Genomic DNA, 22456 nt, shown 5'->3' on the forward strand with positions numbered 1-22456 from the left:
ATTTATGTTCTGATCTGTTGTGGTGAGAGGGATAGGGGATGACAACTCAATTCGACATTCTGATACTGGGGTCCGGTCCCTCGGCGACCCGTATTGCGGAACGGTGTGCTGAAAAATATCGGGTCGCAGTAATTGACTCACAGGAGATCGGGGGCATCTGTGCCTTGCATGGCTGCAATCCCAAAAAGGTACTGGTTCATGCCGCAGAACTGGTTGACTGGGTCTCACGCTCGAAAGGCCAGTTGATTGATCAGCACAGCCAGGCAAACATCGACTGGTCGCAGTTAATTGCGTTCAAAGAGACGTTTACCAATCCGGTGACGCCTCAAAAAACAAAAAAGTTTCAACAGAAGAATATCAGCCTCTTCCACGGGCAAGCTCATTTCACAGGATTAAATACCATCGAAGTTGATGGTGTCTCTCTGGAAGGTGAAAAAATCGTGGTTTGTACTGGTGCGAAACCGGCAACGCTCCATTTTCCCGGAGAGGATTTACTGACGCACAGCGATCAGTTTCTGGAAACCCAAAAATTACCGTCAGAGCTGATATTTATTGTCGGCGGTTATATTTCATTCGAATTTGCCCATGTGGCTCGGCGCGCTGGATCAGCAGTCACTGTGGTGGAACAGAATGAGCGACCGCTTACTGGTTTTGAACCCTCCCTGGTTGACACGCTCGTAGAGTATTCGCGTTCTCTGGGAATCGATATTGTCCTGTCTGCATGTGTGCAGTCCTTATCCAAAACGAAAGACAGGAAACTTCAACTGACGGTTCAAAATTCGGATGCGCAAAAAGAGTATTTTGCAGAGATGGTCGTGCATGGGGCAGGACGGGTTCCGGCAACCGCTGGGCTGGATCTGGAACGAGCTGTCGTTGAATATGACGAAACCGGTATCAAAGTCAATGAATATATGCAGAGTGTTTCCAATCCGCATGTCTACGCAGCCGGGGATGTCGTAGCCACCGCTCAACCCCGATTAACGCCGGTGGCGAATCAGCAGGGGTATACGATTGTGAAAAATATTCTAGAGGGGAATCATGAAACCCCCGATTATGGCGTGGTTCCCCGTGTGCTGTTTACTGTTCCTCAACTGGCATCAGTGGGTATGGACGAGACACAAGCCAGTGAGGCAGGGTATGTTTATGAGACTCAAACCGGCGATATGAGTCAGTGGGGATCACTTCGAAAAGTTGGCATGACCTGCGCTGCCTATAAAATTCTTGTTGAGAAATCGACCGATCAAATACTGGGCGCACATCTGCTGGCACCTGATGCCGCTGAAACGATTAACCTGTTTGCGATGGCGATGAAGTTCCGTCTGACGGCAAAAGAGGTCAAATCGGTACTGTTTGCTTTTCCTACTTCGGCATCAGGAATTCGGAATATGCTCTGAAATAAGAAAACCAGAACTAATGGGGAAAATTTCAGTTTGTGTCGGATTCAAAATGTAAGACTGACGTTGGGCAAAAATCAGAATCCTGAGAAGGGCTTCAAAATGCATAGGGATCGGGGGGAACCTGACCGAGTGGTTCTGCTTGTTCCACTGGAATCTCGGGGAGAGGTTGCAGTGAGGGAATCTCAAGCCGCTGTACGATGTCAGCTTTGCGTTCCATGAACGATAAGATATCGTCTTTAATCTGCCAGCGATCTGCAATTTTTGTGAATTGCGGCGGCCACTGATCGCCGATGCGATAGACGAAGGTCCAATGTTTTTCCCGGTAAACCAGGAGAGCAACATTTTCATCGTACCATTCAAGTAGACCGACATCGCATCCGAAAAAGGGATTGTAGGACTCAATATCGATAGCAGAATCGCGACCGCGACCGGAGGCGTCAACAAAATGAATCTTAATACTGATATCAACGAACTGCTTGCCTTGCTTCGCCTGTGATTCAATATACACAATCCGTTTCTGATCGGGGTGGACGGCTGCAGCAATGATTTCACATTCAAAGCCATTCTGATTGATCAGGTATGTTTCTCGATTCATCAGAGCAGCTGCTTTTGCGATCTGTTCCTGACTGGGTTTGACACCATTGCAGGCACGAAGAGATTTACCAAACTTCCAGGGATTCGGGATTCCTTCTGAAAATATGTGATCGGATTCCAGGTTCACAATATGGTTCCTGTCTGATGAGAAAGAAGATCAAACTGTACTTTTTTATCATATCCGTTTTTACACCTGGATCCCAGAAAATACCCGGGAAGAGGAACTCAAATGGGATTGTATTTAGAAGGACCGGTCTGGTGGTTGCTTTTCAAGAGAATTCCAATTAGACCTGAGTGATGGGAACGAAATTCGCAATTAGTCTATCAGAAGTGTAATTCTGGTGCCGAATTATTGATTCCTGTATCGGAAAGCAATATTCTTGCGCACATCCTGCAAATTTATCAGGCACGCCTGCCTCTGCCTGACTGTTTAAAAAGTATGTACATCAATGCCTGAAGTCGAATGGGAACGTCTTGTCAACGAATCGGAGCGTGAATCTGGTGCCAACTGGAAACGCTGGGGACCTTATCTGGCGGAGCGTCAGTGGGGGACAGTAAGGGAAAGCACCGCGGATGGTGATCCCTGGCTGAATTTTACCCATGAGGGGGCGACCTGGCGGACTTACCGCTGGGGGGAAGACGGTCTGCTGGGAATCAGTGATCGGCAGTGCCGCCTCTGTTTCAGTCTGACATTGTGGAACGGCAAAGACCCGATTTTGAAGGAACGCCTTTTCGGTCTCACCGGACCGGAAGGCAACCACGGGGAAGATGTCAAAGAGGCCTACTACTACCTGGACTCGACTCCCTCGCATTCGTACATGAAGGCACTCTATAAGTACCCGCAGTCCGAATTTCCTTATGCAAAACTCCGCGCGGAGAATGCAAAACGATCTCGTAAAGAGCCGGAATACGAATTAACCAATACCGGTATCTTCGACGAAGCACGCTACTTTGATATTGAAATTGAATACGCCAAAGCGGCTGACGAAGACATTCTGATTCGAATCACCGTATTCAATCGCGGTCCGGAAGCGGCGCCGCTGCATTTACTGCCGACCTGGTGGTATCGCAATACATGGAGTTGGGGCGAGACCCTGGAACGCCCCAGCAAAAAACCCAGCCTGGCCCAAATCGAACCGGATCGGTTGCTGGCAAAGCATGAGTCTCTAGGCGAGTTTCAGTTAATCGCTGATGCCGGTCCAGACGGAAATCTGCCAGATTGGTTGTTTACCGAAAATGAAACGAATACCTGGCGGTTCGATGATCACAACAGCAAGCGACCGTCCTGTAAGGATGCCTTTCATCTGGCGGTAGTGGAAGGTATCGAAAACGTCGTCAATCCTCGTCCGAAAGGGACCAAATCCGCAGCCCATTACCAGTGTACGGTTCCCGCTGGCGAGTCGGTTGAATTTCGTTTTCGCATGTCCGCGGTTGAAGTATTACCGGACGAAGCGTTTGGCTCCGGGTTTAGTGAAGTATTTGAACAACGGATTGATGAAGCCGACCGCTATGCCGAATCGCTGGTTGCGCCGGGGCTCTCGGATGACGAAGTGCAGATCTTAAGGCAGGCCAATGCCGGCCTGTTATGGACCAAACAGTTCTATCACTATGTCATCCCTCGCTGGTTGAAGAATCCACGCAAAGGGGAGGACTCGACTCCTTCACCCGGATTGCCCAGCCCACGCAATAAAGACTGGGGGCATTTATACAACCGGAACATCATCTCGATGCCCGACAAGTGGGAATACCCGTGGTACGCTGCCTGGGATTCCGCTTTCCACCTGATTCCCTTTGCCAAAATCGACCCCTATTTCGCGAAGGAACAGGCGATCCTGTTTCTGCGCGAGTGGTACATGCATCCCAACGGTCAGCTGCCTGCTTACGAATGGAACTTCAGCGATGTGAATCCGCCCGTGCATGCCTGGGCCTGCTGGCGCGTCTATCAGATGACGGCCTCCAACGGCGACCGTGACCGGAACTTCCTCGAACGCGTATTCCAGAAGCTGCTGCTGAACTTTACCTGGTGGGTGAACCGCAAGGATATTCGCGGCAAGCATGTTTTCAGTGGGGGATTCCTCGGGCTGGATAACATCGGAATTTTCGATCGCTCCAAACCACTGCCGACAGGCGGGCATCTGGAGCAGGCTGACGGGACTGCCTGGATGGCATTTTACTGTTCGAGTATGTTGTCGATCGCGTTTGAACTCGCGGATGGCAATCCTGCCTATGAAGACATGGCATCGAAATTCTTTGAGCATTATGTCTCAATCGCTGAAGCAATGAATTCACTCGATGGAACCGGACTGTGGGATGAAGAAGACGGTTTTTATTACGATCATCTGTATCTGAATGACCAGAGTATCCCGCTCAAAATTCGTTCGATTGTGGGTTTGATTCCTCTGTTCACGGTCGATGTGCTGTTTGATGAAACGATTGATAAGCTGCCCGGATTCCGTAAGCGAATGGACTGGTTCCTCAAGAGTCGTCCCGATCTGACGAAATTCATGACTTACATGGAACGGGATCAGGAAACCGAAAACTGTGGACGCCGCCTGCTGGCGATTCCGACCCGCGAGCGTCTGCTGCGATTATTGCGTTACCTGCTGGACGAAGAGGAGTTTCTGTCCAATTTTGGGATTCGCTCACTTTCTAAATATCACGAGGCGCATCCGTTTGAATACGAATTGAACGGAGAAAAACTGTGCGTGCAGTATATGCCGGCAGAGTCGGATAGTGGCCTGTTTGGCGGGAATTCCAACTGGCGCGGCCCGATCTGGTTTCCGCTGAATTACCTGTTGATTGAAGCGTTGGAGCGGTACCACCTGTTCTACGGTAAATCGCTGCGGGTAGAATGTCCGACCGGTTCCGGCGTGTATATGGATCTGCAGGAAGTTGCCGACGAAATACGCAAACGACTCTCAAGACTGTTTCTGTCGAAAGATGACGGCGACCGTCCCAGTTACGCGCGGACGAATGTCCTGTTGAACGATCCGCACTGGCGGGACCTGGTTCTGTTCTATGAATATTTTGATGCCGAAACAGGGCGGGGACTGGGGGCCAGCCACCAGACCGGGTGGACGGCTCTGATTTCACCAATTCTGGGAACACTGGCCAGTCGCTGTTTACAGGAAGAGCAGAAAAAGCAGTCTGCACCGGGGGCCATGCAGCCGGCGGAGACGGATTGAAATCACAGCAACTGATGCCGAAACAGTCGCTGCCAGGCATTGATTCATTAAGGATAACGAAACACATGCTGATTCGTGCCGGGAAACTTCTCGTTTTGTTCAGCAAGTAATTGACAAAGATATAAGTATACGTAAGAATTGATTTCGAGAGATCCAGATTCGTCTCGTCAGGAAAAACGACTCCTTTGGTGAAGACAGATGGAGTGAAAGCACGATCCCACTTGCGTGCACGAATGACGAATTGCTCTCAGCCTTCCTCCAGCTAAAAATGCAGAGCTCGCATTTACGGTATTGTATTGCCTTCCTACCTCTTCATTAATTAGCAGGATTTCATGATGCAACGTCGTGGATTTACATTGATCGAATTGTTGGTGGTCATTGCCATCATTGCTATTCTCATTGCTCTTTTACTTCCCGCGGTTCAACAGGCCCGGGAAGCGGCTCGTCGTTCCAGTTGCAAAAACAATCTGAAGCAGCTTGGTATCGCTTTGCATAACTATCACGAAGCACATGCAGTTTTTCCGCCTGGCTGGATAGTGCCTCAGTTCATGTCTTCGGGGGGCACTCCAGTTCCCAGTAATGACCATCGTTATGTTGGCCATAACCCTGCCTGGGGACTGTACCTGCTTCCGTTTCTGGATCAGGCACCGCTGTACAATCTGCAGGACTTTAACAAAAGTGACTACCAGGTTTATGTCCACGGGGGCTCGTTCGTATCCGGCCATGGACTGCTGCAGGGACCTAACAGCACGAATATGCTGGGCACGACACTGTCCGTCTTCTCATGCCCGTCAGATACGCAGTTCAATAAAGGGACCACCATCAACGGTTACGGCCGATCCAGTTATGTCAGCTGTCGTGGTAACATCAACAACTATGGACAGGCGACTTCAATGAACCCCATGCCTGGCGTGTTCTATACAAACTCTTCGACACGATTTCGCGATATCATCGACGGCACGAGTAACACCATCGCGCTGGGTGAAGTCAGTAACAATCAATATACCGAAGTTGACAGCAGCTCAATCTACGAAACAGGGGGAGCCTGGGGCGGAATCGGGATTCACAAACGCTACACACTAGTCTCCCGCAATACAAATTCCACCCGCCCCATCAATCGAAGTACACCCGATGATGACGGCGTCTATCCGTTCGTGGTCGACAGCGACGGTTTCGGCAGTCTGCACACGGGGGGCGCACATTTCACACTTTGTGATGGCAGCGTGCGTTTCATCAGCGAAAACGTCAGCATCGCCATCTATGGGAACCTCGGCGACCGCGCGGACGGTAAAGTTCTGGGAGAATTTTAAACAGATCGTCTGTGTAAGAGTCCGTCTGTTCCCACTGTTTCGTTTTTCTGTTAAGTCTGTCGTGGAGATGTCTGGATGAACCGTCTGTCGTTTGCTGTATTGCTGACTTTGTTTCTCGGTCTGACCGGTCTGTCAGGTTGTGGTAGCAGTAATGATGGCCCTGAACGTTATGATGTCAGTGGCTCCATCAACTATAAAGGAGCGCCCCTGGAGAGTGGGCGTATTACATTCGTGCCTGATGCGGAAAAAGGGAATGAAGGTCCCGTAGGCTACGCCATGATCAAAGGGGGTAAGTACGATACGGGAGCGTCCGGCGGGAAGGGGACTGTCGCCGGCGCGATTCAGATCCTGATCACCGGATATGACTTCACTGCAACCGGTTCTAATGAAATCCGTCCGCCTCTGTTTGAGGATTACCAGGCGACAGCGGAGATCGACCCCACGCAGGCCTCGACGACCCTCGACTTCGATGTCCCGGCCACCGCCACGAGCAAGAAGTAGGCTGTTTCGAATACGATCTTTCAGGAACCACTGATCCCCTCTATACTCTGATGCAGAACTGCCAACATCTGTACGGGGGAGTCCGCTTTGAAACCGAATCATCTACCTGTCAGCGATTCTGTGCCTTATTTTAATGCGCTGGCACAATGTGTCGATCACTGGGGGTTGGTTCCTGAAAAGACAGTATTGGTACGCGACGGTGTGAATCATGTGTTTGCCACCGAATTCGTTGATGGGGCACCGGTCATTATTCGCATCAGCGACGGAGTCGTGCGCGATCGCGACGAACTGCTGGGGGAATTGCTCTGGCTGGAACATCTGATTCAGCATGGCTGTACGGTCACCACACCTGTTCCTTCCCGTCGTGGCGAACTGCTGGAAACAATCGGTCTGGATGAAGGAGCCATGCATGTCTGCTGCTTCAAGCGATTTGGAGGTCGGCAGCTCGATCCCACAAATACCGCAGAGTGGAATGACGAGCTGTTTCTGAAACTGGGGCGTGCACTCGGAAGGATTCATCGGGCATCAGACCAGCTGCAGTTACCTGTCGACCGAGACCGAAGGCCCTGGTACGAGATCAAACTTGGTCAGTTTCCCGATCCACTGCCAGAAATCTTCAACCCTGTTGTTGTTGACGCGATGCGCGAGTTTACAGACGATTGTCGCAGCCGACCAACTGTGCCCCGTCACTATGGTCTGGTACATCGCGATTTTCATGCGGGGAACTTTCTGGTAGAGGAGGGCAAGGTCCAGGTGATCGATTTCGACCTGGGTTGTTATGGTTGGCGTGCCATGGATCTGGCGGTACTGCTTTTTATCTATTACTACTATCCCAGCCTGCAGGTTCCGGGTGCCTGCGCGGAGACGGCGGGACATGTTCTGGCAAAGCTGGTAGAAGGTTACCGGGAAGAATACACAATCGACCGCGAACAGTTAGAGACCGTAGCAGACATGATCATGTTGAATACGGTGTCCAACTACTTCCTGATGCTGCCCGACCCGGAACACTGGCAGACTGCGATGGGGAACCCGCATCCGCATGTCAGGAAAAGTCTGGCGTGGATCGAACAGCTCTGGCTGAATGGTCAAAAACTGTACGTCGATCTCAAACAGTGTCAGCTGTGAAGCCTGGAATTCCTCATGATTCGGGATTGATTGATAACCGTGCGCAATTCGAGTAGCCTGAAGGCTGGTTTTCCTTTTTTCAATCCTTACCCGCCTCGATGGGATCTCTTATGCTGCTCAAATTTCAAAAAGTCTGTTGTCTTTTCGCCGTATCTGTAGCTGGGTTTTCTTCCAGCATGTTGTTTTCTGCAGAAAAATACACGGAACACCCGGGTACGAAAGGGAACGGCAGCTATGTTGTCGGTCCCAAATACAAGGTTGATCCAGCGCTCACGGATCAGGGCAACCCCAAGGGGAAACGGTTCGAGTTTGAGATGCCTCTGGCGGAGAGTAAAATCTTTCCCGGTACCGACAATACACTCGATCCGAAAAAAGAAGTACGGGAAACCCGTAAGATCTTCGTCTACGTTCCCGCCGCGTACAAAGATGGAACGAAAGCACCGATTCTGGTGATGCAGGACGGACCGAACCGGATGGACCTGGTCTGCAATGCCCTGGACAATCTGACGATTTCGAAAGATCCTGCGCGCAGGCTGCCGGCGTTTATTGTAATCGCAGTCCAGAACGGCGGTAACGACGGGAAGGGGAGTGAGCGCGGCCTGGAGTACGATACAATGTCCGACCGCTACGCCCGGTTTATCAATGACGAAGTTCTGCCGGCTGTGCTGAAGAACAAACAGATTCGCGCCGCTTATCCGCACATCGCCTTTACCGATAATCCCTGGGGCAAGGCCACCATGGGCTGCAGTTCCGGCGGGGCGGCTGCGCTGACGATGGGCTGGTTCCGTCCTGATCTCTTCCGCCGTCTGATCACGTATTCCGGCACCTTTGTCGATCAGCAGGACGATGATGCGCCTCAGGAAGCAGAATATCCTCTGGGCGCGTGGGAATATCATTCGAGCATGAAGCTGATTGAAAACAGCGACAAAAAGCCGCTACGAATTTTCACACATGTGGCGGAAAATGATAACCGGGCCGACGATCCGGAAGAGACCTACCATAACTGGGTGATGGCTAATGAGCGAACCGCCGAGGCGCTCAAGTCCAAAGGTTACGACTATCGCTACGTCTATAGCAAGGGGACCCGACACTGCGACCGCAAAGTCTTCGAACAGACTCTGGCTGACACACTACTCTGGATGTGGCAGGGATATCATGCCGAGTGATTCGATTGCAAACTATGAACAGTTCTAAAGGTACAATTATGGAAGGAAAAAAGGGTAGCCCCGAATGCAATTCGGGGTGAGCGCAGTGAACAGAAACGGTCAGTGAAAGCTTACTTCACGAGGAAAGGTTACTGGATTTGAAGTCTGACCGTTTTACATTGCTCAATTGTTACAGGTAATGCCGATGTCGATGCAACTCGATACGTGGAACAGATTGACAAACTCCGAGCGGGTAGATACGGCGATCGCAGCTGTGAAAACGCTCCCCGTCCGTTTTGCCTATTCCGGCATCAGAACGTTTCAGTCGGGGGAGCAGAAAAATACCCTGGCGATCTTCACATACGATTGCGCGGAATTTGTCCTCATTCCCGGACAGACGCTCCGCCTGGGATTTACCTGGAAACGGCCTTTTCCACTCACGGAAGAAGAAACAGAACTCTGGGAGATGGCCCGTGAGGAATTCGAATCTGAAATTTCCTTCGACGATTATCTGGACGAACTTTTGACGCCGTTGCGTACGGTCTCCCTCTCTCCCTTTCTTCTGGAGGCACAGGCCCGGATTCCCGGAAGGAAGCAGGTCCAGGACAATCCCCCCGCGTATGTAGAACCGGCAGTGCGTCATTCACAGATCAAAGCCGAGCTGGAATCCCAGGGGTTCCGACTTCCCACTTCAGACGAATGGGAATATGCCTGCGGTGCAGGGGCCGGCACACTCTTTCGCTGGGGCGATCATAGCCCACTCAACCGGAGCCCGTCTGCAGATCAGGACTGGTTGCATGCGCAACCCAATGCCTTTGGGTTAACAATCGCGAACAATCCCTGGAACTGGGAACTGGTGGCAGAACCCGGTGTCATGCGCGGCGGGGATGGCGGCGGAATGAGTTGTGGGGGAGACTTACCTTATATGTTTGAGTGGCACCTGCTGGCAACGTCGTATACTTATCATTCTCAATCCGCTTTGGAAGATAAACCGATCTTCGGTGCGCATGTCCGTCGTACCATCTCGGTTCAGCTCTGAAACGGCCTCTGTTTTATACCCGCGTATTCAAATTAGAATGAGGGCTCTTGTCCTCCCGCCATCTTGTTATGCGAGAAAGCAACCAATGAAGCCGAAGTTTTATAAATTTGACGATCACTTTGAGGGTGTGGGGGTAGACCCGCAACATCAGACGATGGGGGCCGACTATGATTATGATGCACCGGATTCCGTACATCAGTTGCCCTTCGATGGGTTACCTGACTTCACCCCCAACTTTAATACAGTACTGCTGGAAGACCGGGCGATCGTTACGGATCTGATCAGCTCGGCACCGATCCGGAACTGCGGCTGGTTGATCAGCGGGAAGTTCAAGTCGATCCTGGAGACGTTCACACTGCCACCACACCAGTTTTACCCGGTACCGGTTATCCATCGTCGTGCGAAGATTCCGGATTACTGGTGGTTGCAGTTGCCGCAACCCCCGGTGAGTATTCCCCCTGAGGCAAGCTATGCCGAGGCGGAAGATCTGATTTTTGACTGTGAAGCTTTACATGACGTCGCCCTGTTCAGTCTTTATCGACCACCCCGTTTTACGGGATGTTATATGCGCAAAGATCTGAAAGCGGCAATCGAAGCAGCCGGAATCACGGGGTATCGACTCAGTACTCCCCGCTTGTTTCGTTAGCTGGTTTAGGGGCTTATGAATCTCGATCCGGCAGTCAAATCACGATCGGGTTTAATACGAAATCGACAAGAAGCTGACCGCTGGAAAACAGGGTGACTGTGGTTGCGACCAGAGTAGTCACATCGTACCGGCGAGAACGGATTTCTGCGCCGAGCAGAATTGATGCATACAAAAAAACTCCCATCGAGAAGAGAATCATGATTAGTAAGTATACAGGCCCCAGTGGCAGCAGCCATGTGATCAATATCAGGATCAGCCAGAATCCCGTATACGCAGCCCAGAGTATCACTGCCGGTTTCAGCCGGTGGTTGTAGATCCATTGCCAGAGCAGCACCAGTGGACCAATTTGAAGCGCCGCGAATAAGATCTGAAACAGCTTTTGGGTCGGATTAAATTGCGATCGCGGGGATTGCCCCACGATCGCATATGAGATGAGATAAATCGCACACAGAATCACGATGGCGGTGGTGATCCGCAAAAAACTGGTTTTCAATTGTGTTGTATGTGACGACATAGATTTCATCTTGCAGTGAGAAACCGATTCATTATCAGTACAGTGTCCGGCCCAGCCAGCGGTCAAACCAGGCGAAGGTCATCCTGCGGGCGACACCGGGAAAGCTGTGACCACCGGGAAATGAAAACCAGCTGAAACAGTCTCCTGCACCGAATTCGCCAAGCTGTTGTTCTATTTTTTCCGGTTTAATCAGATGCTGCGTTCCGTAATATTCGAGCGTTTCGGCGTATCCGCGTCGTTCCTGACGTGCTTGGAGGACGCTGGGTAAGCCATCTGTATCTTTCCAGTCGGCATAGATTTCCAGGGTCTCCTTTGCTTTGGGGAAGAAGCGGTGCCGATAAAATTCGTGTTCCGTTGAGATGATCAGCAGGGGCCGCGGAGCGACCAATGCCATCAGACTGTCGAAGTCGATGGGAATCTGTCGGGAGGGATCGTCGATGTAGGGACGGAAGCTTTTGATGTAGATATAAGGGCCACTATTGGTTTTGAAGCCAAACCGGCGTTCCAGTTTTTTGCTGCTGGTCGGCGCATCGATGCCCTTTCGCCAGGGAGTCCAGGTTGACGGTTTACGGGACCAGGCCGCCGTATTTCGCCACCAGTCAAGGACGCCTCCGTTACTGACAGTGGCTGTGATCCGTTCATCAAAGGCCGCTGCAAAGAGCGCCGTGTGTCCTCCCAGTGACCAGCCCGTACATCCGATCTGGTCATGGTCCACAAAGTCCAGCGTCTGGAGAAAATCGACGCTACGCATAATATCCCACGTGTTTTTGCCGACGATCGACCATTCTGGATGCTTTTGATAAAACGGTCGAGTGTCCATTACTCGATACCGGGGATCGATCCGTTCGCCGTCGGCCAGCAGATCAATACTCAATGTGATAAAGCCATGCTGTGCCAATGTCAGTCCGTAGGCCGCTCCCACCTGTGGATCGCGCGGTGGATCGACGGGACGGCGGCCGGAGAGACCGATGGTGGCGTCTTTGCCTGAGCCCCAGGTTGTGCTGTGGATGCAAATGACTGCGGGGGTCGGCTTATTCCTGGCAGCGTCAGGCACCAGCAACCAACCGGTGACCCGATCGTCTGCTTCGGTCTGAAAACTGACATGATAACGAGTCAGACCATCTTTCTGTTCTATCTGCTCCATTTTGCTGTCAAGCGGAAGGACTTTCTCGGGGAAAGGTCCCAGCAGTTCCAGCCAGCGACGCTTGATCTCTTTCCGTCGTTCGGGCCAGGGCCGATCAGGCAGGATTTCAGAGAGACGCGTTATATTGGCACTCTGGTCGGCTGCCTGGACGGACTGTCCGTCGATCAGAGGGAGCAGGCAACAGACACAGAAGCAGACAGCAGTGTAAGATCGGGAGACTTCCAGTTTCATGAGCATGCAGGATCCTCTGTTGTTGTCAGAAAGTGTGATGGATTTCATCTTCCGTCAGTGTACTGTTTTCAGACACCGGGAAGAAACCCTTTTATGAAATACGGATTCCGTAACAGAGAATTTGTCTCCGATTCCGACTCAAGAAAGCAGGACTGAACTACTCGAAGCGGGGGTTGGGGTTCCTGGCACGGAGCTGTGTGATCGTACTGAGAGTTTTATGGCAACTGAAAATAAGGTGCGCCGTTTTATAATCGCTTACGTTCAGTCTGGAATTGAAATAATGCGGATGTTGCCCGGTGCCATCGATTACTCAGGTTCGCTCAGCTTCCAGGTAAACGGGGGCGAGACGACGTCGCCGTCTGCGAAGAGTGTGAACAGGATCGTGGGTGAGGCACTGGTCTGATCCTGCTCTAGTTGGTCGATTACCTCGGAGATCGAATAATCGCCCGGTCTGGTCCAGGGGACTCGTTCCGCTGCAGCGACGCCGACGCAAAGGACCGATTTGCCGTTAATATAAAGTACCGGCTCGCTGTCCGGATCGGTGCCGTTCCAGTTGCCGCTGGGATTTTTCACCCCCAGGGCACTCGTCAGGCCTGCCTCACGCTGGTCACTCAGAGTGACCGGCCTGTCATTGCCCGCATGTTCAAACAGATCGGGAAGAAAGCCCGTCAGCTCGCTGTTGCCGGGGGCGTCCCACGGTTCGGAATTTTGATAACCAGGCAGCGTCTCGTCCACTTCTTCGGGTAGAAGCACACGCCAGCTGAGCAGGTTCTCGCCCGTTGATGTGTCCCTGATGTTGTCTGGCAGAGACCCATGTCGCTCTTGATAATAATGGAGCGCCAGCCCCAGCATTTTCATCGTGTTCTTGAGCGGGATCGCGCCGTTAATTCTTTCACGGCGAGTCTGACAATAACGCAGGAACTGATCAAATGCCACAACCAGAACCAGGAGCATCAGCACTGTGTAACCGATTTTCTTGCGAAGTGGTATGTTCGTCATAGGGGAGCCCTCTGCGGAATCGGGGAGCATATTATGCTTGTAGAGAGCTCATCATTACAGGAAAATCAACGGAGAGCAAATTTATTTTCAGCTGGCTGCAATTCCACTTAAACATTCGGGACCAGAGATGATTCAGATTCACACCACCTGCCATCAACGTATCGCTGCTTTGATATTTCTCTGCCTGCTGCTTCCGGGGCTCAGTGGTTGCGGCCAGGAAACGTCGTCGCCGGTCTCGGAAGTCGTTAAGGCGGAAACGACTCAGAACAAGGCAGGAGAGATCAACCTGACGCAGGTGTATGAAGTCCTGCAGCGGAAGAAGTTCGTTGACCTGACGCATGCCTTTGAACCGGGGATTCCGCACTGGCCTGGTTTTCCCGATGAGAGTGTGAAGACCATTTACTGGTACGACAAACGGCCCGATACGCTCGGCTCGGGCTTTTTCGCGCAGATGTATTGTCATGTCGGTCAGTGGGGGACGCACGTTGATCCCCCCGTGCATTTTGTCAAAGGGGGCCGTACGCTGGATGAGATTCCTGTCAAAGAGATGATTATGCCTCTGGTCGTGTTTGATGTGCATGCCGCCGTGGAGCAGAATCCCGATTACACGATTACGATGGACGATGTCCGCCAGTGGGAGGCACAGCACGGTCCGGTTCCTGAAAATGCATTTGCGGTGATGCGGACCGACTGGTCGAAGCGCTGGCCCGATAACGCTGCCATGCATAACAAAGATAAAGACGGCGTGGCTCATTATCCGGGCTGGAGTCTGGAAGTGCTCAAGTATCTCTACGAAGTGCGCGGCATCACCGCTTCCGGTCACGAAACGACTGACACCGACCCTGGCAGCGCGACCACCGAAGACAACTATTCCCTGGAATCTTACATCCTGAGTCAGGATCATTATCAGATTGAACTGCTCACGAATCTCGATCAGCTGCCAGAGACAGGGGCCCTGGCCGTGGTGACGTTTCCCAAGCCCAAAGGGGGATCAGGCTTCCCGGCACGGGTGTTTGCTATTTTACCGTGAGCTTTCCGGCTAATTACGGTATGCTATTCCTTTGTAAACATTTAATAGAACTTCTTTTGATATTTGGTCGAACTCAAGCATGACTTATCTGAGAACCACACTGGGACTCTTTCTGTTCGGCATTCTGCTGGGGTTCATCATCATGGTACTGCCTTATGGCTCGGCCCTGGTTCTGTTCCTGGGCTTTGCTCTGGCTCCCTGGATCATTTATCACTTCGGTCTGCGGGGAAAATTTACCGGTGTTGTGGCAATGGATACCGGACTGATTGTCGGCGTGATGGGGTGCATTGCCAGTGCGCGATTGCAACTTGGCTTGACCTCCCTGGTGAACTGGAATCAGGCAGCTTACTTCGCAGCGGCCGCACTGTTGATCTCCGGAACGACAGGTGGGGTCTTTTATCTGTTCGGACGAATCTCGCCACTTAATGAATCTTCAGAAACATCGCCTCTCAGCAATCAAGGTTCGACGGAGAAGCATGAACCATGATGTCACTTTATCTCATCTTCACACGTGGTGTCTGGGATATTTTTTCCTGAAGTTATATTTGCGTGTTACTTATTTCTGTTCTTTCACTTTCTTCCCGGACCCGGTCTGGAACTGCCATTCGTCTTTGGGGTCGAGTTGCTGCTGGCAGGGTTTGCCCTGTAACCAGACGCGGGCCTCTTCGTTCTGGCGGAGGTAGGTGTCCCAGAAGGCGGTTGTGACGGCCAGGATTTCCTCATGGTATTTAGGATTGCGGCGGAAGCGGCCCGGGCGTTCCGTGCCGTCGGCAAACGCGGAGTGCGGCGCGTCGATGAGGACGAGTTCGTATCTGTCGATTGAGTCGGGCAGACCCTGAAAGACTTTGCGGCGGTCTTCGACGGTCGTGTCGTTGATGGGGGAAGTATCTTTCGTGCCGGTCAGCAGCAGCCAGGGAATCTTCACCTCGCCGAATGAAAGTGCGGGATCGGTTTTGCCTTGCGTACTGGGACTGAACATGACGGCGGCTTCAATGCGGGGATCGGTAAACCGCTGGCCGACGAGTCGCCAGGCCTGGCCGCTGACCCCCTGCGTCGTGACAGCGCCATAGGAATGACCGGACATGCCGATGTGCCTCAGATCGAGTTTTTTGTGAAACTGGCTGGTCGCATCGTTGTTCCACAGTGACAGTTGATCGAGTACCGCCGAGACATCCTGGTAGCGGTCGACGGTATTCTGCAGCGTGGTTGCCGATTTCAGTGCTTTGAGTCGTTCGAGGACGGGGACGCCTTTCCAGACCGTTTCATCGCTGCCGGCGTGCTGCATGTAGACGACAACATAGCCGCGGGCCGACCAGTGTTCTCCCAGGTACTGGCAGCCCGTTCGCGATCCCCCCAGTCCATGGCTGAACAGAACAACCGGAGCCGCCTGTTTCTGTGCGGGGAGGTAAATCCGCAGGGGAATGTTGCGATCCCGGTTTTTGTCCCGCATCGTAATGTCGATCGGTTTCGATGAGCTGTTTTCTATCGTTTTCAGGGGATTGTATTGTTCTGCCAGTGCAGAATTGTGGTCAAGCAGGAGCAGACTGGCGGTCAGAAACAGACAGAGGGACAGAAGTTTCATGGGTTTATCCTGTTCTACACTGCCGGGATGAATCGACTTGAATTCGACAATGATTGTATTTGATGGTGATCGAAATGTTAATTGAATCAAGAACGAAACATTTATCTAACAGTTTAGATCATCTCGAGTATCGCTTGAATTTAAGGTTTTTGCGAAGTAATTCAGTTTGCCGTGTTGATTGTCTGCAGCCGTATCCCCGTTCCGTAATTGCCGGAAAACGCGATCCATTTTCCATCGGGTGAAATTGCGCAGGTCACTACCTCATTCGCTCTTCCAAAGTTTCGGGAGAATATCAATTTTTCATCTGAAACTTCAATAACTTGAACTTCCTTATCGAAACAAACCGCAAGTCGTTCTCCATCTCGACTAAAACTAAGGCGATTCTGAAGTGCATGATCCAGTTCGATCGTATCTGTTGAGACAATACTTTTATTGATCTTAAATAATTGCTCTGGGGCGCTTTGCCCTAATTTCCATACCGATAATCCATCTGCTTCCAGTGCAGCCATCCGTTGTCCGTCAGGGCTGAGTTTGACCCAACAATCTGTAAGTTGCGGAAGGCGATATCGCAATATCATCGTTTCGTTCTTGTAATCCCAGATTTCGACAGAGCAATCACCCCAATAGGATGCGGCAACAGATCCCTCCTTTGTCTCTGCACAACTTATGGAAAAGATCGTACCTGAATCACAACCTCCAAATTCTGTGGTAACAGATTGTTCTATTGAACAACAGGCATTGATGACCGCCGGGGACTCATCAGGATGTTTGAAATCTGCAATCAATATCGGGGCTACAACGAGCGTGTTTTCTGTTAAATGCTTCACGATCCCTGCTGGCCATTGGAAGTCACATCCTTCTTTTACCGATTTTTGTTTGACATCGAAGACATCAATCCGATGCTGCTCTGTGTTCAGAAAAAAGATCTTTTGACTGTCATGGCTCCATTCAGCATTGCCTACCTGAGTGGAAAGTGAAGCGATCCGTGTCAGGTTATTCTGCTTTGTAATGGAAAAGACCCGGGTAGTATAGGCATCATCGAATCGTCCTGTGGCCAGTAAATAGTGGCTGTCAGGCGAAAAGCTTAAATACCAGGCAGAGCCATCTGCCTGCGGTGTTTCTCCACACCCTGAGATGATCAGCACGGCAATCAGAAGCCAATATCTGATTATCATGTTTCGTTCTCCTGATCTCATCAACGGGGGATGTTTGATTATCAGGCACAATTACATGAGCATTCATTTACCGGATCCAGTCACTTTTTACCCGGAAAGATTAATCTGCTCTGTCAGACGAGAGAAATTCCTTTTTCACTCGCGTTACTTTTATTCTAATTTACCCGGCTCTTCCAGCATTGGAAAGACTATCTTCAACCAGCTGGCAATCTTAACGCAGAAACAGTTGATAGACGGGGTTTTCTGATTCATCGATGTGGCGGTAACCTAATGTTGCCAGGAAGTCCTGGAAGTCAGGCAGTTCGGCGTCGGGAACCTGGATACCGACCAGGATACGGCCGAAGTCGGAACCCTGGTTACGGTAATGAAAGAGGCTGATGTTCCAGCTGGGATGCATCCGCGAGAGAAATCGCATCAGAGCGCCAGGGCGTTCGGGAAACTCGAACCGGTAGAGCCGTTCATTGCCGACGAGGGGACTTCTGCCACCGACCATGTAGCGGAGATGATCTTTGACCAGATCATCGTCGACCAGATCGAGGACGCCAAATCCGCGAGAAGCGAAGTCCTGTGTGATTTCGGGGACTTCGCTTCGATTGCGGATCGACAGGCCGACGAGTACATGCGCTTCCCGTTCATCGCTAATGCGGTAACTGAATTCAGTGACGCTGCGCTGGCCGACAATTTCACAGAACTGTTTGAAGCTGCCTCGTTCTTCCGGAATGGTAACGGCGAACAGGGCTTCACGTTCTTCACCGACCTCAGCCCGTTCGGCGACAAATCGCAGACGATCAAAATTCATATTGGCGCCGCAGGTGATGGCGACAAGATTCTGTCCCTGCAGCTGATGCTGTGCGACATACTGTTTGAGCCCGGCGATGCCCATCGCGCCGGCCGGTTCGAGGATGCTGCGCGTGTCTTCAAAGGCATCTTTGATGGCGGCACAGACGGCGTCGGTGTCGACGGTGACAAAGTCGTCCACCAGTTCCTGTGTCAGGCGGAAGGTTTCCGTGCCGACCAGCTTGACGGCGGTTCCGTCGGAGAAGAGACCGACATCGGGCAGGGTGACGGGGTGACCTGATTCGATAGACTGCAGCATCGCGTTGGAGTCGGCCATCTGGACCCCGATCACTTTGATTTCAGGACGCACGGCTTTGATGTAAGCGGCCACTCCCGAGATGAGACCACCCCCGCCGATGGCGACAAAGACGGCGTGAATGGGATGCTGGTGCTGGCGGAGGATTTCCATGCCGACCGTTCCCTGGCCGGCGATGACATCGGGATCGTCAAAGGGATGGACGAAGACGTACTGATGCTTTTTCTGAAGTTCGAGTGCGTGCAGGTAGGCATCGGAATAGCTGTCACCGAAGAGGATGACCTGTGCACCCAGTGCCCGGACGGCGTCGGATTTGAGTTCGGGAGTGGTCACCGGCATGACGATGTGGGCCTGACAGCCGAGCTGGCGGGCGCTGAGGGCGACCCCCTGGGCGTGGTTTCCTGCGGAGGAACAGACGACGCCACGCTCGAGTTCGGCGGGAGTGAGCCGTGACATTTTGTTGTAGGCACCGCGGAGCTTGAAGCTGTGAACCGGCTGTTTGTCTTCCCGCTTGAGCCAGACCTTGTTAGCCAGACGGTTTGACAGTTTCTCGGTCAGTTCCAGCGGTGACTCAATGGCGACATCGTAGACGCGGGAGTTGAGAATTCTCTGCAGGTAGTCCAGTAAACGTGTTTCCATGAAAGTGTCTTTTTTATAGCGATGAAATGGGAGCAGTAAAGGGTTTCTGATCAGACAAATCAGAACGGTTCGGGTTCATCAGGCATCTCTGCTGGTTCTTCATCTGCATGCTGTCTGACCTGATTTAGTAGAATACAGGGCGTACTGTTTTGAAACCAGTGAACTGTGAGCGAGTTGCTACAGGACTTCGATTTGTTGGGGAGAATCTCTGGGAAGCTGTGAGTCGATCTGTCAGTTTCCTGCTCGCTGCGCTCGTCCCGGATGTGCATCCGGGACCACCCTTTTTTTATGTGTATTTGACTGGTTACTCGGGCACTGTCGGGCGAGCCGACAGATGGCATCCTGAGATTTAATCCGAAAAGGTCTCAACATGTCAGCTTTCATAAATTTTTCTGATTCTCTGCTGTTTGATAAGACTGGATTTTCTGTAGAGGCGCGGGGGCGTCAAGGGGAAGTGGACAAAGTCATGTGGCGATACAGGTTGATACCGGTCCGATATGGGAACGACCAGCTGCAGTGCCGAGGCGATCAAGGGGCGATATGTGTCGACCCACAGAGTATGTTTGAGCAGGTTTTTCATGAATCGTGCTGAGACAAGGTTGTTTTATAGTGCCGATGTTTTCAGTGATGCGCGCTGTTTCGCTGAAGAAATACTGTATCGCGCGCGACGCAGATTAGCGTTTATCGCCAGCGGCGCGGCGGGGTCAAGTCGAATTTTCACAGTGGGAAGAAATAGGAGCAGACGTGAGCTGAATGACACTGATGCGTTTTCTTCAGACGCTTTTTGATTACTCAAGTATGAAGGGGAGGGAGCGAATGAATGTGTATCGCTTTGAATATGAATCACAACAATCGGCGGTTGCCGTCTTATTCAATTACAGGGCTGTCGCGATCGTTGCTTTGGATCTGCTCCAGATGCACGCCTTCGGCATTCTGTTTCAGCTGGTAGGTGATCTGTCGGTTTTTCCCCGTGGGGCGGATGTCTTCGGGATCGCTGGTATAGAGCGGATAGATTCGTTCGATCGTCGTTGCATTTACCGAAAAGTGATCATTGCCGTAATATCCCACCGTGTCAGTCAGGTTGGGGAAATCGATTCTGGTTAAAGCATCTTGATTATTGAACGTATAGATGAGCAGGGAATCGGTGTCGTCTGCATCGCGCACAAAAATATAAGCTTCCGGGATACTGTCCTGATTGAGATCTCTGGCCTGCATGCCAAGGACTGAACCTTTAATTTCCTGGCGGATCGGTTTTGATTTGATCTGTTTTTTCGCTGATTTCAGTACGAGCGTATTTCCGAAATGGATGTTGGGCGACTGCAGATCAAAGGTAACGCCCTGGAATCGATGAATCTGCCTGAATGGTTTGCCCGGATTGATTCGATACCTGGTCGCCTGTTCGAACGCGAATGCCCGGGCCAGTAATTTTGCATCTTCTCCCTGCTTGCCGATCAATGTGACGCCGATAGGGGAGCCGGCCTTATCCAGACCCAGGGGAATCGTAATCGCCGGATAACCGGCTGTCGCGTAAAGCGGCGACTGGTCATTTGCCAGACTGACGATCAGATCGATTTGATTTTCAGCGAAGATTCGGTCGAGTATATCAGCGGCCTGCCTGCGAACTTGCAGCGCCAGTTGTTCATACTGTCTGGGCAAATCGTTTTCTTCAGAACCGACCTGATCTGCGAATTCGCCAACCATGCTGCAGGCATAGGCGACCAGCAGCTGGCCGAACGGGACACGTGTTTCGGGCTGTTGTTCATTGTAATTCCGCAGATCCGAGAGCGAAGTCACCGGTGCTCCTGCATTGACGAGATAGCCAACAGTGTCTTGAGCAAGACCAATAAAGATCAGTTGACTTAATGATTTGAGCTCTTCCGATGGCAGTTGTATTGCCCGGGGACTGGCGTGAGTTTTCTGCAGTCCACGATCAATTCGCTGCATGAGAGCATGCTGCTCTGAAAAGAATTCCAGAGGGAGCGGCGGGGCGGAAGACCAGAGGATTTCCTCGCGCAGAATGCCGACCGACACGTCTTTCAATGCATCTCTGTTTAACAGGGAAAGATAATCGACGTCTCTGGTGTCAATTGCCGCGAGCATGATGGCAGTATCCGTGACATTGCGGGTGATGGGGCCGGCGGAATCCTGAAATCGGACCAGCGGGATGACTCCAGTGCCACTGACCATGCCCAGGCTGGGCTTCATGCTGACACACCCATTCTGCGAAGCAGGGGAAATCAGTGAGCCTGAAGTTTCGGTGCCGATACTGGCTGTCGTCAGGAAAGCAGAGGTTGAAATGGCAGAGCCACTGCTGGAACCAGAGACTTCCAGTTCCGGATCGTAGGGATTCACACCGGCACCACTGACGGCATTCGCGCCGGTCGGATCCATCGTTAATGCCCCTGCGAATTCAGAAAGACTGGCTTTTCCCAGTATCACCGCTCCGGCTGTGCGCAGGCTGGTAACGAGTTCAGCATCCTGTTCCGGACTGTGATTGAGCAGAATTTCCGCGCCGCCGGTCGTGTGCAGCGGGGACTTTGTATCAATGTTGTCTTTAAGATTGATCGGGATTCCGTGTAAGTGACTGTGTACGATTCCCCTGGCGCGTAAGGCATCAGCGGCCCTGGCTTCTGTTAATGCGTTGGGGTTCAGCTCAGTAAAGCTCCGCAGGTTTTCATCAAACCGGTGAATACGATCGAGAAAAAAAAGCGTGAGCTCTTCGGATGTCAGCTTACCGGCTTTCAGAGTTGCCTGGAGATCCAGGATTGTTGCATCGCGGAGCAATTCTTCGATTTCAGTCGCTCGGTGGGCGGAAAAGCGATTCAGCTCTTTTTGAAATGGGGTGAAATCAAGTTTTCGTAAACGAGGAGTATTCTCTTCTCCAGCGAACAGGTTGTCCCAGTAAAGAGGTGTCAACAGGACGAATAAAATAAGATAGACCCTGCCGAGTCGATTCATACAATCTTCCCTTTAAATCATTGAGCACGATGCCAGAATCAACCTGACGGAACGGCAGGTGATTTCCTACATGCTACCCGGAACGAAAACACGTTCCAAGACAGAGCATTTCGCGCGGAACAGGCAGATTTTATGTAGTCCAGCCGAAA

The 22456-nt window shown here is 51.8% G+C and carries 18 protein-coding genes; 10 read left to right on the top strand and 8 right to left on the bottom strand.

The features are described 5' to 3' along the window. Positions 1-38: 38 nt before the first annotated feature. Complete coding sequence (locus ACN0YN_RS02690; RefSeq protein WP_417383435.1) at positions 39-1394, top strand: dihydrolipoyl dehydrogenase family protein; 1356 nt, start codon at positions 39-41, stop codon at positions 1392-1394. Between the two features lie 97 nt (positions 1395-1491). Here ACN0YN_RS02690 and ACN0YN_RS02695 read toward each other — a convergent pair whose 3' ends face one another. Continuing rightward, positions 1492-2118 carry a hypothetical protein gene (locus ACN0YN_RS02695; protein ID WP_417383436.1) on the bottom strand — a complete coding sequence of 209 codons (627 nt, stop codon included), beginning with the start codon at positions 2116-2118 and terminating at the stop codon, positions 1492-1494. A gap of 322 nt (positions 2119-2440) precedes the next feature. On the opposite strand from ACN0YN_RS02695, the gene ACN0YN_RS02700 reads away from it, so the two are divergent. From ACN0YN_RS02700 to ACN0YN_RS02730, 7 genes are all read left to right on the top strand, one after another. Continuing rightward, on the top strand, positions 2441-5176 hold the full coding sequence (locus ACN0YN_RS02700) for an MGH1-like glycoside hydrolase domain-containing protein (protein ID WP_417383437.1): 2736 nt from the start codon (positions 2441-2443) through the stop codon (positions 5174-5176). A 332-nt stretch (positions 5177-5508) separates the two neighbouring features. After that, the gene (locus ACN0YN_RS02705) at positions 5509-6486 is read left to right on the top strand and encodes a DUF1559 domain-containing protein (protein WP_417383438.1); all 978 of its coding nucleotides are present in this window, start codon (positions 5509-5511) and stop codon (positions 6484-6486) included. A gap of 75 nt (positions 6487-6561) precedes the next feature. Then, positions 6562-6987 (top strand): hypothetical protein, encoded by a 426-nt coding sequence (locus ACN0YN_RS02710; protein ID WP_417383439.1) that lies wholly within the window; start codon positions 6562-6564, stop codon positions 6985-6987. Positions 6988-7074: 87 nt separating this feature from the next. Then, on the top strand, positions 7075-8112 hold the full coding sequence (locus ACN0YN_RS02715) for a phosphotransferase enzyme family protein (protein WP_417383440.1): 1038 nt from the start codon (positions 7075-7077) through the stop codon (positions 8110-8112). Positions 8113-8288: 176 nt separating this feature from the next. Further along, a complete protein-coding gene (locus ACN0YN_RS02720; protein ID WP_417383441.1) occupies positions 8289-9278 on the top strand; it encodes an alpha/beta hydrolase in 990 nt (329 codons plus the stop codon). A 184-nt stretch (positions 9279-9462) separates the two neighbouring features. Then, the gene (locus ACN0YN_RS02725) at positions 9463-10296 is read left to right on the top strand and encodes an SUMF1/EgtB/PvdO family nonheme iron enzyme (protein ID WP_417383442.1); all 834 of its coding nucleotides are present in this window, start codon (positions 9463-9465) and stop codon (positions 10294-10296) included. A gap of 85 nt (positions 10297-10381) precedes the next feature. Next, positions 10382-10942 (top strand): hypothetical protein, encoded by a 561-nt coding sequence (locus ACN0YN_RS02730; RefSeq protein ID WP_417383443.1) that lies wholly within the window; start codon positions 10382-10384, stop codon positions 10940-10942. A gap of 34 nt (positions 10943-10976) precedes the next feature. On the opposite strand, the gene ACN0YN_RS02735 is transcribed toward ACN0YN_RS02730, so the two are convergent. The 3 genes from ACN0YN_RS02735 to ACN0YN_RS02745 all read right to left on the bottom strand — a co-directional run bounded on the left by ACN0YN_RS02735 (position 10977) and on the right by ACN0YN_RS02745 (position 13830). Beyond that, complete coding sequence (locus ACN0YN_RS02735; RefSeq protein WP_417383444.1) at positions 10977-11456, bottom strand: hypothetical protein; 480 nt, start codon at positions 11454-11456, stop codon at positions 10977-10979. A gap of 34 nt (positions 11457-11490) precedes the next feature. Beyond that, the gene (locus tag ACN0YN_RS02740) at positions 11491-12837 is read right to left on the bottom strand and encodes a dienelactone hydrolase family protein (RefSeq protein ID WP_417383445.1); all 1347 of its coding nucleotides are present in this window, start codon (positions 12835-12837) and stop codon (positions 11491-11493) included. A 300-nt stretch (positions 12838-13137) separates the two neighbouring features. Beyond that, positions 13138-13830, bottom strand: coding sequence for a DUF1559 domain-containing protein (locus tag ACN0YN_RS02745; protein WP_417383446.1), 693 nt, complete (start codon positions 13828-13830; stop codon positions 13138-13140). 127 nt (positions 13831-13957) lie between these two features. Here ACN0YN_RS02745 and ACN0YN_RS02750 point away from each other — a divergent pair, with 127 nt between their 5' ends. Both ACN0YN_RS02750 and ACN0YN_RS02755 read left to right on the top strand, forming a co-directional pair. After that, a complete protein-coding gene (locus tag ACN0YN_RS02750) occupies positions 13958-14860 on the top strand; it encodes a cyclase family protein (RefSeq protein WP_417383447.1) in 903 nt (300 codons plus the stop codon). Positions 14861-14939: 79 nt separating this feature from the next. After that, positions 14940-15347 (top strand): hypothetical protein, encoded by a 408-nt coding sequence (locus tag ACN0YN_RS02755; protein ID WP_417383448.1) that lies wholly within the window; start codon positions 14940-14942, stop codon positions 15345-15347. A 69-nt stretch (positions 15348-15416) separates the two neighbouring features. Here ACN0YN_RS02755 and ACN0YN_RS02760 read toward each other — a convergent pair whose 3' ends face one another. The 4 genes from ACN0YN_RS02760 to ACN0YN_RS02775 form a co-directional block, all read right to left on the bottom strand. Continuing rightward, positions 15417-16442 carry an alpha/beta hydrolase family protein gene (locus tag ACN0YN_RS02760; RefSeq protein ID WP_417383449.1) on the bottom strand — a complete coding sequence of 342 codons (1026 nt, stop codon included), beginning with the start codon at positions 16440-16442 and terminating at the stop codon, positions 15417-15419. A 161-nt stretch (positions 16443-16603) separates the two neighbouring features. Beyond that, positions 16604-17617: a WD40 repeat domain-containing protein gene (locus ACN0YN_RS02765; protein WP_417383450.1), complete on the bottom strand. Its 1014-nt coding sequence runs from the start codon at positions 17615-17617 to the stop codon at positions 16604-16606. A gap of 211 nt (positions 17618-17828) precedes the next feature. Next, positions 17829-19349: a threonine ammonia-lyase, biosynthetic gene (ilvA, locus tag ACN0YN_RS02770; protein WP_417383451.1), complete on the bottom strand. Its 1521-nt coding sequence runs from the start codon at positions 19347-19349 to the stop codon at positions 17829-17831. Positions 19350-20216: 867 nt separating this feature from the next. After that, complete coding sequence (locus ACN0YN_RS02775) at positions 20217-22307, bottom strand: amidase family protein (RefSeq protein WP_417383452.1); 2091 nt, start codon at positions 22305-22307, stop codon at positions 20217-20219. Positions 22308-22456 lie beyond the last annotated feature (149 nt).

Origin of the sequence: Gimesia sp. (genome assembly GCF_048260065.1) — a bacterium.
GTDB lineage: Bacteria > Planctomycetota > Planctomycetia > Planctomycetales > Planctomycetaceae > Gimesia.